The following is a 14,909-nucleotide window of genomic DNA, read 5'->3' on the forward strand; positions in this document are numbered from 1 at the left end:
CTCGCTGCGCTCGGTCATGCTGTCTCCCGTCCCCGCAAATAGTGAATCTGCACCATCGACACGGCGGCCACGAAGAGGGCCAGGACGAGGGCGATCGAGATGCTGTAGCCGTAGTTGCCGAACACGAACGCCTGCTTGTAGAGCACCGTCGACAGCGTCTCGCTGGCGTGTCCGGGTCCGCCCTGGGTCGCGGCGTAGACCTGGTCGAACAGCTTGAGCCCGCCGATGGTGGACAGCATCAGGTTGATGGTGACGGCGGGCGCCAGCAGCGGCCAGGTCACATGCCGGAAGCGCTGGAAACGTCCGGCGCCGTCGATCATCGCGGCCTCGTGCAGCTCCTCGGGGACCCCCTCCAGACCGGCCAGGAAGATCACCATGGAGTAGCCGGCGAACTGCCAGATCACCATGCCCGCGATCGACCAGATGGCCAGGTCCGGGTTCCCCAGCCAGTCCTGCCGCAGCCCGCCCAGGCCCACCGCGCCGAGGATGCCGTTGAGCCCGGCGTCGGGCGCGGGGTTGTAAATGTACTTCCACAGGAACGCGACCATGACCGGGCTGACCACCGCCGGGGCGAAGAACACCACGCGCAGCACGGTCCGCGACTTGATCCTGGCGTGCACCCCGAGCGCCAGCAGCAGCCCGATGGCGTTCTGGACGACCACGATCGCCACGGTCAGCAGCAGCGTGTTGACCAGGGAACCGCGCGCCGCGTCGTCGCGGAACAGCCGGACGAAGTTGTCCAGCCCGACGAAGCCGCGGTCGCCCAGGCCGTTCCAGTCGGTGAAGGCGTACACGACGCCGCTGAGGCTCGGATACAGCACCACCAGGGCGTACACGGCCAGGGCGGGCGCGGCGAACCACCACGGCGGGGACAGGAAACGGGAGCCCCGCCTCCGGCGGCGCCGGGCGGCCGCCGGAGGGGCCTCCCGCTTCGCCGCCGGGGCGGGATGGAGGGTCGAGGTCACGGTCACTGGGTCTTCCGATAGATCTCGTCCATCTTGGCGAGCGCCTTGGGGATCGTGGTCCGGCCGCCGAGCAGCTCCTGCACCGCGGCGAAGTGCGCGGGCTGGACCTCGGCGTTCGGCCACGCCTGGTCCATGAACGGCACGGCCTTGTTGCCGTCGATGAACGGCAGGAACGGCTCCAGCACGGGGTCGATCTTCGAGCCGGCGTCGCGGGAGAGCGGCACGCAGGCGACCGCCTCGGCCCAGGTGTTCATGGTCTTCTGCTCACCCAGGTACTCCAGGAACGCCTTGGCCTCCTCCAGGTTCTTGCTGCGGGCACTGGCGCCCAGGCCGACGACCACGCCCGCCGGGATCCAGACCTGCGCGGCGTCGTCGGCGCCGGGCACCGGGAACATGCTCAGGTCGTCGGGGGACGGGGCGGCCTTGCGGAAGTCGGGCAGCACCGCCGACACCTGGATCGCCATCGCGGCCTTGCCGGTGGCCACCATCGCCGTCTGCTGCTCGAAGGTGGTGCCGTTGGGGTTGTCGTTGAAGAACCCGCGCTTCTGCAGGTCCAGGTACATCTCCAGCGCCTGGACCCAGCCCGAGTTGGCGAAGCTCGCCGAGCCCGCCTTCATCTGCTGGTCGAACTGCGGGTTCTTGGCGTACACGGTGGACGGTACCAGCGCGTAGGTGATCAGCTGGGTGATCCACGGCGTCTGCGCGCCCAGCGCGATCGGCGTCTTGCCCTTCTTCTTGATCTTGTCGCAGACCTCAAGGAACTCGCTCCAGGTCTTCGGCGGCTCGACCTCGGCCTCCTGGAACACCTTCTTGTTGTAGATCGCGCCGATGACGCTCGACCCGGCCGAGTAGATGAAGGTCTTGCCGTTGTTCTGGAACGCCGGCTTGAGGCCCGCGGGGATCCGCTTGGTCCACGCCTGGTCGCTCAGGTCGGCCAGCAGGCCCGCCTGCGAGATCTGCACCATGCTCATCGCCGAGCCGTTGCCCGGGTACACGACGTGGACGTCGGGGGCGTTGCCGGCGCCGAGCTGGGTGCGCACCGAGGTCTGCACCTGGTCGGTGGGGGCGAAGGACGTGCTGAACTTGGCTCTGGTGTAGCCCTTGAGCACCGCCTCGACGGCCTTCTGCTGGTCGGCGACGCCGACCAGGCGCAGCGTCCCCGAGCCGCCGCCGGAACCGGACGTGCCGCCGCACGCCGCCAGCGCGCCCATGGCGGCCACGCCGCCGGTCAGGCCGAGAAAGCCGCGGCGGCTGAGGGCTGCCGTTCGCAACGACGATGTCATGAGTCCTCCTCGAAACCGCGGCCGTGCGCCGCGATGGTCTTGCGCGGCCCCGAGGGCCGCCGATCGAGCGGCCGAGGCCGCCGGTGCCGTCCCTAGGGGACGGCGAGCATGGGATCGTCCGCCGTGAAGCGGTAGTCGCCCGAGGTCACCCGGCACAGGAGCGTTCCAGGCCCGGTACCGAGGACCTCGACGCCTTCGGCGCCGTCCACCGGCACCCCGCCTTCCCGCACCCCGCCGGGATCGCCGGTGGGCACGTGGACGACGGCGGTCGCCCCGGGCGGGACGCTCACCTCCAGCCGCAGGACGCCGTCCTCGCGCGCCCACGCGGTCGCGACGGTGCCGCGCACGGAGGTGTAGGTGGCGCGCGCCCACGCGAGATCGCCGGGGCGGGGGCGGATCAGCAGCTCGCGGTAGCCGGTGGAGCCCGGGGCCAGGGCCAGCCCGGCGACGCCCTGGTAGAGCCATTCGCCGATCGAGCCCAGCGCGTAGTGGTTGAAGGAGTTCATCGCCGCCGCCTGGAACCCGCGCTCGTCGGTGTAGCCGTCCCAGCGCTCCCAGATCGTGGTCGCGCCGTGCCGCAGCGGGAACAGCCACGACGGCGGGTCGGTCCTGCGCAGCAGCGCGTGCGCCAGGTCGGGTCGTCCGCAGGCGTCCAGGACGGGGGCGATCAGGCCCACGCCGAGGAACCCCGTGGTGACGCCGGGGCCCGCGGCCTCGACCAGTTCGGCCAGGCGCTCGGCGGCACGCGACGCCGCCTCGCCGCCGTTGCCGCCCGGCAGCAGCTCGAACGCCAGCGCCAGCAGGTACGCGGTCTGGGTGTCGCCGGCGATCCGGCCGCCGGGCGTGACGAAGCGCTCGGCGAAGGTCTTGCGGATGTGCCCGGCGAGCGTCCCGTACCGGTCCGCGAGGTCGTCCCTGCCCAGGACCCCGGCCGCGCGGGCGGTGAGTTCCGTGCTGCGTGCGAAGTACGCGGTGGCGACGACCTCGCGCGGCGTGGGCGTGGGCGCGAGCCAGTCGGCGAAGTGCGGGCCTACCCTGTGGCGCCACACCAGGTCGGGGTTGTGCCGGTGGACGAAGTCGACCCAGGCGCACATCGCGTCGAGATTGCGCTCCAGGAACCGCTCGTCCCCGTACACCCGGTACAGGTGCCAGGGCACCAGGACGCCGGCGTCGCCCCAGCCGGGGGCGCCCTCGTCGGCGACCCCGGCCAGCCTCGGCGCCACGTTGGGGAAGCAGCCGTCCGGCGACTGGGCGCCGCGCACCTCCCGCAGCCAGCCTTCGAAGAAGGCGGCCACGTCCGCGTTCAGGCAGGCGGTCGGAAGGAACACCTGGGCGTCGGCGAGCCAGCCGAGCCGCTCGTCGCGCTGCGGGCAGTCGGTCGGGACGCTGACGAAGTTGGACCGCTGACCCCACACGATCGCCCGGTGCAGCCGCTCGATGTCGGGGTCGGAGCAGGCGAACTCGCCCACCCACGGGGTGTCGCTGTGCAGGACGACCCCCGTGATGTCGGACGGGTCCAGCTCGCGCAGGCCGCTGACCTCGGCGTAGCGGAAGCCGTGGTAGGTGAAGCGCGGCTCGAACACGACCACGGCGTCATCGCCCCCGATGAGGACGTCCGTGGCGTCGGCGGTGCGCAGGTTGTCGGTGTAGAGGGCGCCGTCCGCGTCCAGGGCCTCGCCGTGCCGGATCACCACGCGGGCGCCCGGGGTGAGACCGCGGGCGGTGAGGCGCACCCGGCCCGCGAAGTTCTGGCCGAAGTCGACCAGGTGACGGTCGTCGCCGACGCGCGTGACGGTACGGGCGGCGAGTTCCTCGACGGCGCGCACCGGCGGCGCCACGGCGGCGGTGAGCAGGTCGTGGTCGTCACCGGTGACCTGCGCGGGCAGCCAGCCCTCCGCGTCGCCGAACCCGGGACGGTCCCAGCCCGGGGTGTCGCGGCGCAGGTCGTGGCACTCGCCCTTGAGCAGGTCGGCGTACCGGATGGGGGAGCGGCGGGTGCGCCACGTCCCATCGGTGACGATCACCTCGCGGTGGCCGTCCGCGTGGTAGAGGTGCAGCTCGGCGAGGAGCTGCGGGAACGTTCCGTAGTGGGCGCCGGAGCGGCGCGGGTCGAAGCCGACGAAGCCGCTCCACCAGCCGTCGGCGAGGGTCGCGGCCAGGACGTTCTCGCCCGCGGCGACGAGGCCGGTCACGTCGTGGGTCCGGTAGTCGATGCGGTCGCGGTAGTCGGTCCAGCCGGGGGCCAGCTCGTCGTCGCCGACGCGGTGACCGTTCAGCCGCAGCTCGTACAGCCCGCGGGCGGTGACGTAGAGGCGGGCGCGGACGGGCGGCCCGGCCGGGACCCGGAAGGGGCGGCGCAGCCGGACGGCCGGGGACAGGCCGTGGTCGGCGAGGGCCACCTCGCCCTCCTCCGGCGCGTCCACCACGTCGAGGTCGGAGGTGTCGTGGGTGATCCAGGACGCCTGCCAGGCCGCGGGGGACAGCTGCCCGGTCTCGAACCAGGAGCCCGCCTCGGCGGTGGCGCCGTCCCGGCCGGTGACGGCGACCTCCCAGCGGTAGCGCGTGCGGGCGCTGAGCGGGGCGCCCGCGTAGCGGACCGACACCGCCTCCGGGTCGCTCACCCATCCCGTGTCCCAGGACAGGGCGCCGGCCTCGTCCCAGACCCGCACCCGGTGGCGGGCGGGGGCGTCGCCGCGGCGTGAGGAGGCGAGCCGCCACGACAGCAGCGGGGCCCGCTCGTCGATGCCGAGCGGCTCGGTCCGCTGCTCGCAGCGAAGGCCGAGGGGCGCCAGCGCCGCGATGGCCTCGCCGGTCATGGATCGCCTCCTGAACGAATTTTCTGTGAATTAACACTCACAAGTGTGAGATTGAGCGTAGAGAGGGTGGTGTTGGAGTGTCAAGATGCCGGGTACATCACGTTAACTTGGGTGGGCCTGCGGCGCCGAACAGGAGCGCAAGCAGGTATGAAGCACGGCGGACCGGCCTGCGGGCAGGTCGGAGAGCAGTGCGTTAGATGATGTGCGATTACAACACGCCAACTTGTTACGAACCGCTTCGCCAGCGTTCTCGGGCGGCCTCCACCCGCGCCTTGTACACCTCGTACTCCTCCGCGTAGAACGCCGCCGTGCCGTCCGGGTCCCGGACGGAGGCGGGACGGGTCCAGGCCGCGGCGTCCAGCTCGGGACTGCCGGCGAGCACCGCACCGCGCGCCCCGGCCTCGCCCGCGGCCACGCGCAAGGGCCGTCCCAGGACGCCGGCGAACAGCTCCAGCCAGCCGTCGCTGCGCGTGCCTCCGCCCGCCACCGACAGCGCTCCGCTCAGCCCGGCCGCGTCCAGGCAGTGCCGTGCCGCGTACGCGATGCCCTCGCAGGTGGCGCGCACCAGATCGGCGGTGGTGGTCTCCAGGCTCACACCGGTGATCTCGGCGCGCGCCGCCGGTTCGACGAACGGCGCGCGTTCACCCGAGGGCGAGAAGAAGGGCAGCACCCGCACGCCGCGCGCCCCCGGCGGCGACTCCGCCAGCAGGGCGTCCAGATCGCGATGGGACGCGCCGACCCTGGCCAGCACCCATTCCAGCGCCGCCGTCCCCACCATCGCGGGCATGCCGCGCAGCCACCGGTCGGGACGCGTGGTGGCGAAGTGGAACCCGGTCGGCTCGCCGTCCAGCGCCGGCTCGTCCACCACGGCCAGGCACGCCAGCGTCGTGCCGATGATCAGCAGTCCGTCGCCCGGCTCGGTCACTCCCGCGCCCAGCGCGCAGGCGGGCACGTCGAACGGCCCCGCGGTGATCGGCGTACCGGGCGGCAGCGGCCCGTCGCCGAGCGGCTCGCCGCGAGGCAGCGGCTCGGCGATCGGCGCGAGCAGGCCCGCCCTGTGCGACAGGCCGCAGGCGTCCAGGGACGCGGCGTCGTACGCACGCGCGCGGGGATCCAGGAACGGCACGGACGCGTCGCTGGCATCGGTCGCGCGCACCCCGGTGAACCGCTGGAACACCACGTCCTTGCAATAGGCGGCCGTGGCGGCGGTGTCGAGCGCGCGGGGCTCGTGCCGGTCGAGCCAGGCCAGGATCGGCGCCGGGCAGCCGGGGAACAGGGCGTTGCCGGTGCGCGCGAAGACCTCCGCCGCCACGCCGCCCGCCGTCCACTCGTTGACGATCGCGGCGGACCGGCCGTCCATCCAGGAGATCGCGGGACGGACCGGCCTCGCCCGCCCGTCCACCAGCCACACGCCGTCGCCCTGGCCGGTCAGCCCGACGGCGGCGGGACGCCCGCCCAGGCGCGGGCGCAGCGCGCCGAGCACGTCCCCGGCGGCGGCCACGACCTCCTCGGTGTCCTGCTCGACCCGGGAGCCGCTGCGCAGCGTGCGCGCGGGACGCGACTCGACCGCGAGGGCACGGCCGTCCTCGTCGAACGCCGCGGCCTTCACCACCGACGTGCCCACGTCGATCCCGACGTACATCAGCGAGCCTCCGGTCAGATCGGGTTGCGTCAGATCGGATTGAGGCAGTGCGCCAGGGGCTCGCCCCGGTGCAGCCGTCCGACCTCGGCGGCGACGATGCGGGCGGCCTTCTCGGCGACGGCGCGGCTCGCGCCGCCCAGATGCGGGGTCAGCACGACGCCGGGCAGGCCGAACAGGCGCGAGCCGGGGGGCGGCGGCTCCACGGCGAAGGTGTCCAGGCCCGCGCCGAGCAGGTGGCCGGACTCCAGCGCGTCGCACAGCGCGTCCTCGTCCAGCAGCGGGCCCCGGGCACAGTTGATCACGACCGAGCCGGGCGGCATCAGGGCCAGCTCGCGCGCCCCGATCATGCCGCGATTCTCCGGCGTGAGCCGGGCGTGCAGGGACAGCACACGGGATCGGCGCAGCAGCTCGTCCAGGCTGGAGGCGCCTCCCGGCAGGTACGGGTCGTAGATCTGGACGTCGGCGCCGAAGCCCTCCAGGATCCGGGCGACCCGGCCGCCGACCGCGCCGCCGCCGACCAGCCCGACCGGCGTGCCCTCCAGCTCCAGCCCGGTGGCCTCGTAGGTGTAGTACCGGCCGCCCCACTCGCCCCGTCCCGCCAGCGCGGCGTGGGTCTCGGGGATGCGGCGCAGGACGGCCAGCAGCAGGCCCACGGTGTACTCGGCGGTCGCGGTCGCGTTGCGTCCCGGCGCGTAGCAGACCCGGACGCCGCGTTCGGTGGCCGCCTCCACGTCGACGTTGACGGGTCCGCCGCGGGCGACGGCCACCAGGCGCAGGCCGGGCGCGTTGTCCAGGACCTTCGCGGTGACGGGGGCCATCTGGGTCACGCACGCCTCGGCGCCGGCCAGCGCCTCGATCATGGTGTCCTCGTCGCCGGACGCCTCGTCCACCTCGCCCACCGGGCCGAACGGGACGACCGGCCAGGGCAGTTCGAGACGGCGGACATCGGCGGCCTCGCCCAGCTCGGCGGCCAGGGCGTCGGCCAGCAGCTCCGGGAGGACGAAGCGGTCTCCCGCGGCCAGCACTCTCATCGGGTCTCTCTCATAGGATCGTGGGTGGGAGCTCGGTTCCCCGCGCTTCCGTTCCTCAGGTGACGGCCACTTCGTAGGTGACCTTGTGCTCGTCCAGCTCGCGCAGGGCCTCGGGCTTCGCGCCGTCGTCGACGATGACGCGCTCGAACACCGACAGCGGCGCCACCCGGTGCAGCGCGACGCGGCCGAGCTTGGAGTGGTCGACGAGCAGCACGTTGCGCGCCGCGGCCTCCAGCATCGCCCGCTTGACCGACACGATGTGCTGCTCCTGGTGGTAGGCGTACCCGCCGGACACGGCCGAGGTCGACACGAAGCACAGGTCGACGTTCAGCGCGGTCACGGCGTCCACGCACGAGACCCCGAGGAAGGAGTCGTGCAGCGGGTCGTACTCCCCGCCCAGCGCCATCAGCCGGATGCCGCGCTCGCGCGCCAGCAGGTTGGTGGTCTCCAGGAAGTTGGTGACCACGGTCAGCGGCGTCACGTCGCTCAGCCTGCGGGCCAGCGCCAGCGTCGTCGTGGAGTCGTCGAGCATCACCGCCATGCCGGGCTCGACCAGCGCGGCGGCCTTGGCCGCGATCGCGTCCTTGGCCGCCTGCATGGACTTCATCCGGTAGGCGACGTTGCTCTCGAACACCCCTGACGGCTGCGCGGTGACCCCGCCCCGGTACTTGCGGACGATGCCCTGCCGTTCGAGCTCGTCCAGGTCGCGGTGGATCGTCATGAGGCTGACGCCGAACCGTTCGGCCAGGTCCCCGGCGGTGACCGAGCCGACCGACAGCACGTGGTCGGCGATGGCGCGGCGCCGCGCGTCGGGTCCGCGCCGGCCGTTGTTGTCCTTGGTCATGCTGGGATCCTCTCGTGGCCGGGCACCGGAGGGCGGGCGTTCGGCCGCACGACATGTCGGTACGGGGGAGCGTGATGTTAACAATCCTCGTACCGGCGTGACCGAGCTTGTAACATCCGAACCTCCCACGTCAAGCCCCTGCGACCTCGTGGGGGAGCCCGGGAGAGGGCGGCGGACGGGTTGCTATGGTGCTTCAATACTGTAAGTTCACATTCTCAAGCGATAAAACAAGGGGGCCATATCGTGCGCGAGGGCTCGTCCGAACCCGTGTGGGTCGGCGTGGACGTCGGGACCCAGGGGGTGCGGGCCCTCGCCGTCACCGCCGGCGGACGGGTGTCCGGCCGCGGGTCGGCGCCGCTGACCGGACGGCGTGACGGCGTGCGGCACGAGCAGCGGCCCTCCGACTGGTGGGCGGCCGTCACGGCGGCCACCCGCGAGGCGCTGCGCGGCCTCTCCCGCGGCGCGGTGCGCGGCCTCGCCGTGTGCAGCACTTCGGGCACCGTCCTGCTGACCGACAAGGACGGGCGCCCGCTCACCGACGGCATCATGTACGACGACATGCGCGCGCCGGGCGAGGCGCGCGAAGCGCAGGAGGCCGGGGCCGAGCTGTGGGAACGGCTCGGGCACCGGATCCAGCCGTCGTGGGCGCTGGCCAAGGTGCTGTGGCTGGCCCGCACCCGTCCCGGCGACCTGGCCCGCGCCCGCCTCGCGCACCAGTCCGACTTCATCGTCGGGCGGCTGGTGGGACGCCCGGCCGCCACCGACTCCAGCCACGCGCTGAAGACCGGCTATGACGTCCTGGCCGAACGGTGGCCGCGCGACCTGCACGAAAGGCTCGGCCTTCCGGCCACGCTGTTCCCCGAGGTGGTGCGTTCTGGAACGGTCCTGGGCGAGGTCGAGGAGGAGGCCGCCGAGGAGACCGGGCTGCCGGCGGGCACCCCGGTGGTCGCGGGCATGACCGACGGCTGCGCCGCGCAGCTCGGCTCGGGCGCGCTGCGGCTCGGCCGGTGGAACTCGGTGCTCGGCACCACGCTCGTCCTCAAGGGCGTGACCGACCATCCCGTCCGCGACCCCGCCGGGGTGATGTACAGCCACCGCGCGCCGGACGACGCCTGGCTGCCCGGCGGCGCGTCCAGCGTGGGCGCGGGCGTCCTCGCGGGCGTCGCCGACCTGGAACGCCTGGACGCGCTGGCCGCCGCGCACGAGCCGTCCAGCGTGGTCGCCTACCCGCTGGTGTCGACCGGCGAGCGCTTCCCGTTCCTCGCGCCCCAGGCCGAGGGCTTCGTGCTCGGCACGCCCCGGGACGAGGGCGACCGGCACGCCGCGCTGCTCCAGGGCGTCGCGTTCGTCGAACGGCTGGCGCTGGCCTACGTCCAGCAGCTCGGCGCCGCCGTCGAGGGGCCGGTGACCTTCACCGGGGGTGCGACCCGCAGCGCCTACTGGAACCAGCTCCGCGCGGACGTCCTCGGCCGTCCCGCGCGGATCCCCGAGCACGCCGACGCGGCGCTGGGCATGGCCGTCCTCGCCGCGTACGGCACCACGCACGGCCGCTCGACGGCCGAGGTGGCCGAGTCGATGGTGCGCGTCCGGACCGTGGTGGAGCCGCGTCCCGGCATGACCGAGCGGTTCACGGCCTCGTTCCACCGGCTCGTGGACGAACTGGAACAGCGCGGATGGCTGCCCGCCGAAGCGGCCGTCCACGCACGAAAGCGCGGGTGACCGAGCATGGGCAGCGCCCCCCAGAGCAGCACGCTCTTCCTGGTACGGCACGGCGAGACCGAATGGCACGCGGAGAACCGGTACGCGGGCGTCAGCGATGTCGCGCTCACCAGAACCGGACGTGACCAGGCCGAACGGCTCGGCCGATGGGCGCGGGGCGCGGACGTGGACGCGGTGTGGGCCTCGCCGCTGAGCCGGTCGAGGGCCACGGCCGCCCCGGCGGCGTCCGTCCTCGGCCTGCCGATCGCGATCGACGGCGACCTGACGGAGGTGGACTTCGGCGCGGCCGAGGGCCGCACGCTTGCCGAGCTGCCACGGGCCGAGGTGGACGCGTTCCTGGCCGACCCCGTCGCGAACGCCTTCCCCGGCGCCGAAGATCCCCGCAAGGCCGTCGAGCGCGGAACGGCCGCCCTGCGGCGCATCGCGTTCCGGCATCACGGTGAACGGGTGCTGGTCGTCGCCCACAACACGCTCCTGCGGCTGACCCTGTGCGGGCTGCTGGGCATCGACCCGTCCCGCTACCGGACGGTCTTCCCCCGGATCCACAACTGCGCCGTCACCGAGGTGCGGATCACCGGCACCGACACCGCGCTGCTGAGCTACAACGTCCCCATCCCTTAGGGACTCCTCGGAGGGAGTTCTCGGAGGGAGTCCTTGGAGGGGGTCCTTGGCCGGTACTCGCCACGAGCGCGCTGGAGAAATTTCCGGCATGCGAGGAAAATCCGGTATGAGGGGATCGCGGCTTCGGGCCCGGCCCATCTCCGGACGGGGGCGTACGGATGGACTTCCACGAGCGCGAGCGCGCACGCCGGCACGAGGCGGCACGGCGGGTGGCCGAACGGGAACCGGTACGGCGTGCAAATGAGACCGTGCTTCGCTCCGAGGGCGTCGCCGCCGCCGACAGCTCCGAGCGGATCGCCAAGCGGATCCACCGGCTGAACCGCTTCTACGGGGACGGCGGCCTGCTGGAGCCGGAGGCGGCCGGGCCCGCCGCCCGGCTCGAAAGGATCATCAACACGGTGGACTACGTGGGCGTGCGCTACCTGGACGCCGGGGTGGCCGCCGCCCGCGCCGTCGGCCGGGTGAACATCCGCGACGACCGGGGACGGACGCTGGGGTTCGGCACCGGCTCGATGGTGTCCCCCGCGCTGCTGCTGACCAACCACCATGTGCTGCCGGACGCCGCCACCGCCGCCACCAGCGTCATCGAGTTCGACTACCAGGACGGCGTCGACGGGCGGCCGCTGGCCCCGGTCGTCCATCCGCTGGACCCGGACCGGTTCTTCCTGGCCGACGAGGCACTGGACTTCGCCCTGGTCGCGGTGGGCGCGTCCGCCGCCGAGCTGGCGCCGTTCGGGTTCAACCGGATGATCGAGGACGAGGGGAAGGCGATCATCGGCGAGTTCGTCACGATCGTCCAGCATCCGCGTGGCGACAAGAAGCAGGTGGCGCTGCGCGAGAACCGGATCGTCGACATCCCCGAGCTCTACCTGCACTATTCGGCCGACACCGAGCCCGGCTCGTCGGGCTCGCCGGTGTTCAACGACCAGTGGGAGATCGTGGCGCTGCACCACGCGAGCGTCCCGGCGCCGGGCAGGGACGAGTTCGGCGGCGTCCTCAACGAGGGGATCCGCATCAGCCGGATCTGCCGTAAGGTGCGCGAGGCCGATCTGGGGGACACGCAGCGCGCGCTCGTCGAGCAGCTCTTCGCGCCCGGACGCGCCGAGGGGCAGGCCGCGTCCCTCCCGGCCGGTCCCGTGCCCGGCGTCCCGTCGCCCTCCGCGGGGACGGTCCTGGCACCGGCGAGCCCACAGGGTTCCACGCTCCTGTCCACGCCGGCTGCGCCCGCGCCGACGGGCGGGACGTTCACCATCTCGGTGCCGCTGGAGATCACCGTCCGGTTCGCGGACGGCCGGACATCCTCGGCGACCACGGCGACCGCGGCCACCACGACGACCGCGGGGGCGGGCGAGGCGGTCGCGATCGACCCCGACTACACCACGCGCGGCGGCTACGACCCCACGTTCCTGGCCCGCCCGCTGCCGCTGCCCGTTCTGCCGCCCGAGCTGGCCGGGGTCGCCTCCGTCGAGCTGCGCTACCACCACTTCAGCGTGATCATGCACCGCGAGCGCCGGCTGGCGCTGTTCACCGCGTGCACCATCGACGGCAAGCGGGCGCGGCGGCCGCGGCGGGAGAGCGACCGGTGGATCCTCGATCTCCGGCTGCCCTCGGCCGAGCAGACCGGCGAGGACGTCTACCGCGACAACGACCTGGACCGCGGGCACCTGGTGCGCCGCCTGGATCCCGCGTGGGGCGACAGCGACGCCCAGGTGAAGGCGGCCAACGACGACACCTTCCACTTCACCAACTGCACGCCGCAGCACCACGAGTTCAACGCGGGAAGCACGCTGTGGGCGGGGCTGGAGGACTACGTCCTCAACAACGCCGACAACCACGACCTCGCGGTCAGCGTGCTGACCGGTCCCGTCCTGGCCCCCGACGACGACGCCTACAGGGGCGTACGGCTGCCCCGCCAGTTCTGGAAGGTCGTGGCCATGGCCAAGGGGGACGGGCTGTCGGTCACCGGCTACCTGCTCAGCCAGTCGTCCCTGATCGCCGACCTGCCGACCGAGGAGTCCTTCTCCTACGGGGCCTACCGGACGTATCAGGTGCCGGTGCGGCGCATCGCCGAGCTGACGGGCCTGGGCCTGGACACGCACATCCAGGCCGATCCGCTGGAACGGCTGGAGACCACGCCCTTGCCGCGCGAAGTCGTCCGCCCCGACGACCTCGTGCTCTGACGAGGCCACCGGGGGCGGACGGGACGGGACGCGCTAGTGCGACGGGTCGCGGTTGTACAGCCTCCTCGACCAGAGATAGCCGGCCAGGGCGATCCCGGCGCACCAGGCGGTGGCGACGATCGCGTCGTCACGGACCGGACCGCCCAGCCAGAGCCCGCGCAGCGTCTCGATCACGGGCGTGAAGGGCTGGTGGTCGGCGAACCAGCGCAGGCCGGCGGGCATCGACTCGGTGGGGACGAACCCGCTGCCCAGGAAGGGGAGCAGCATCAGCGGCATCGGCGCGTTGCTGGCGGACTCGACGGTCTTGCTGAACAGCCCGAGCGCGACCGACAGCCAGGTGACGGCGAAGACGACCATCGTGAGCACGCCGGCGACCGCGAGCCACTCCGCCGGGTTGGCGTTGGGACGGAAGCCGATGAGCAGGGCGACGCCGACGACGATCGCCATGCTCACCAGCGTCTGGATCACGCTGCCCACGACATGCCCGGTGAGCACGGAGGCCCGGGAGATCGCCATGGTGCGGAACCGCGCGACGATCCCCTCGGTCATGTCCATGGACACCGAGACCGCCGTGCCGGTGGCGGCGCCGGCGATGGTCATCAGGAGGATGCCGGGGGTGACGTAGTCGACGTAGTCGTCCCGGCCGCCGGCGGCCCCGCCGAGCCCCGCGCCGAGGGTGTCGCCGAAGACGTAGACGAACAGCAGCAGGAAGACCACCGGGAGCCCGGCGAGCATCAGGGTCATGGACGGGTAGCGCATCATGTGCCGCAGGTTGCGGCGCAACATCGTCGCCGAGTCGGTCAGGGCGTAGGAGAGCGTGCTCATCGCGGTGTCGCCTTCTCGTGGTCGGTACGGCCGGTGAGGGTGAGGAAGACGTCGTCGAGGTCGGGGGTGTGCAGGGAGAGCTCGTCGACCTCGATCGACGCGTCGTCCAGCCGGGCGAGCAGCCCGCGCAGTGACGTGACGTCGGCGTCGCTGGGGACGCGCAGGGTCAGCCCGTCGTCCTCGTCGAGGGACCCTTCGCCGAGGGCGTGCAGCGCCGCGCGGAGCCCGTCGGGCTCGGCGAACCGCAGCCGCACGTGGCCGCCGGGGATCAGGCGCTTGAGCTCGGTGGGGGTGCCCTCGGCGATCAGCGTCCCGCGGTCGAGCAGCGCGATCCGGTCGGCGAGCTCGTCCGCCTCCTCCAGGTACTGGGTGGTGAGGAAGATCGTGACGCCGCCCGCGGCCAGCTCCCGGATGATCTGCCACATGCCGCGCCTGCTGCGCGGGTCGAGCCCGGTGGTCGGCTCGTCGAGGAAGATGATCCGCGGGTCGCCCACCAGGGTCATCGCGAGGTCGAGCCGCCGCCGCATGCCGCCGGAGTAGGTCTGGGTCGTTTTCTTGGCGGCGTCGACGAGGTCGAACCGTTCGAGCAGCTCGGCGGCGCGCCGCCGGCCCTCGCGGCGGCCCAGGTGGTGCAGGTCCGCCATCAGGATGAGGTTCTCCTCGCCGGTGAGGAACCGGTCCACCGCCGAGTACTGGCCGGTCACGCCGATCGCGGCGCGGACCGCGTCGGGCTCGGCGGCCACGTCGTGCCCCGCGATCCGCACCTCGCCGCCGTCGGCGCCGATCAGCGTGGACATGATCTGGACCATGGTGGTCTTGCCCGCGCCGTTGGGGCCGAGCAGGGAGAAGATCGTGCCCTCGGCGACCTCCAGATCGACGCCGTCGAGGACGAGGGTGTCGCCGTAGGACTTGCGCAGCCCGCTGATCGAAATGGCGGGCGGGCGGGGGGAGGAGGTGGTCACTGCTGTCTCCTTGAGCGGGTC

General features: G+C 72.8%; 11 protein-coding genes. 3 read left to right on the plus strand and 8 right to left on the minus strand.

Going from position 1 to position 14,909, the window contains the following annotated elements:
* Positions 1 to 14: 14 nt before the first annotated feature.
* From QSK21_RS26665 to QSK21_RS26690, 6 genes are all read right to left on the minus strand, one after another.
* Positions 15 to 965: a carbohydrate ABC transporter permease gene (locus QSK21_RS26665; protein ID WP_285699869.1), complete on the minus strand. Its 951-nt coding sequence runs from the start codon at positions 963 to 965 to the stop codon at positions 15 to 17.
* A gap of 2 nt (positions 966 to 967) precedes the next feature.
* Positions 968 to 2,248, minus strand: a complete 1,281-nt coding sequence (locus QSK21_RS26670) for an extracellular solute-binding protein (RefSeq protein ID WP_285699871.1) — start codon at positions 2,246 to 2,248, stop codon at positions 968 to 970.
* 92 nt (positions 2,249 to 2,340) lie between these two features.
* Positions 2,341 to 5,064 (minus strand): alpha-L-rhamnosidase, encoded by a 2,724-nt coding sequence (locus tag QSK21_RS26675; protein ID WP_285699873.1) that lies wholly within the window; start codon positions 5,062 to 5,064, stop codon positions 2,341 to 2,343.
* 226 nt (positions 5,065 to 5,290) lie between these two features.
* Positions 5,291 to 6,706 (minus strand): FGGY-family carbohydrate kinase, encoded by a 1,416-nt coding sequence (locus QSK21_RS26680; RefSeq protein ID WP_285699875.1) that lies wholly within the window; start codon positions 6,704 to 6,706, stop codon positions 5,291 to 5,293.
* Between the two features lie 29 nt (positions 6,707 to 6,735).
* Positions 6,736 to 7,737: a 2-hydroxyacid dehydrogenase gene (locus QSK21_RS26685; protein WP_285699877.1), complete on the minus strand. Its 1,002-nt coding sequence runs from the start codon at positions 7,735 to 7,737 to the stop codon at positions 6,736 to 6,738.
* 55 nt (positions 7,738 to 7,792) lie between these two features.
* Entirely contained in the window at positions 7,793 to 8,581 is a 789-nt protein-coding gene (locus QSK21_RS26690; RefSeq protein WP_285699879.1) for a DeoR/GlpR family DNA-binding transcription regulator, read from the minus strand.
* Between the two features lie 243 nt (positions 8,582 to 8,824).
* Between QSK21_RS26690 and QSK21_RS26695 the strand changes: the two genes are divergently transcribed.
* The 3 genes from QSK21_RS26695 to QSK21_RS26705 all read left to right on the plus strand — a co-directional run bounded on the left by QSK21_RS26695 (position 8,825) and on the right by QSK21_RS26705 (position 13,101).
* Positions 8,825 to 10,300, plus strand: coding sequence for an FGGY-family carbohydrate kinase (locus QSK21_RS26695; RefSeq protein ID WP_285699880.1), 1,476 nt, complete (start codon positions 8,825 to 8,827; stop codon positions 10,298 to 10,300).
* A 6-nt stretch (positions 10,301 to 10,306) separates the two neighbouring features.
* Positions 10,307 to 10,921 carry a histidine phosphatase family protein gene (locus QSK21_RS26700; protein WP_285699881.1) on the plus strand — a complete coding sequence of 205 codons (615 nt, stop codon included), beginning with the start codon at positions 10,307 to 10,309 and terminating at the stop codon, positions 10,919 to 10,921.
* Positions 10,922 to 11,079: 158 nt separating this feature from the next.
* Positions 11,080 to 13,101: a DNA/RNA non-specific endonuclease gene (locus QSK21_RS26705; RefSeq protein WP_285699882.1), complete on the plus strand. Its 2,022-nt coding sequence runs from the start codon at positions 11,080 to 11,082 to the stop codon at positions 13,099 to 13,101.
* A 33-nt stretch (positions 13,102 to 13,134) separates the two neighbouring features.
* Here QSK21_RS26705 and QSK21_RS26710 read toward each other — a convergent pair whose 3' ends face one another.
* Together QSK21_RS26710 and QSK21_RS26715 are read right to left on the minus strand one after the other, a co-directional pair.
* Positions 13,135 to 13,926 (minus strand): ABC transporter permease, encoded by a 792-nt coding sequence (locus QSK21_RS26710; protein ID WP_285699883.1) that lies wholly within the window; start codon positions 13,924 to 13,926, stop codon positions 13,135 to 13,137.
* On the minus strand, positions 13,923 to 14,888 hold the full coding sequence (locus tag QSK21_RS26715; protein ID WP_285699884.1) for an ATP-binding cassette domain-containing protein: 966 nt from the start codon (positions 14,886 to 14,888) through the stop codon (positions 13,923 to 13,925). Before QSK21_RS26715 ends, QSK21_RS26710 begins: the two co-directional genes overlap by 4 nt.
* Between the last annotated feature and the right edge of the window lie 21 nt (positions 14,889 to 14,909).

It is taken from the genome of Actinomadura sp. NBRC 104412, from assembly GCF_030269515.1.
Classification (GTDB): Bacteria; Actinomycetota; Actinomycetes; order Streptosporangiales; family Streptosporangiaceae; genus Spirillospora.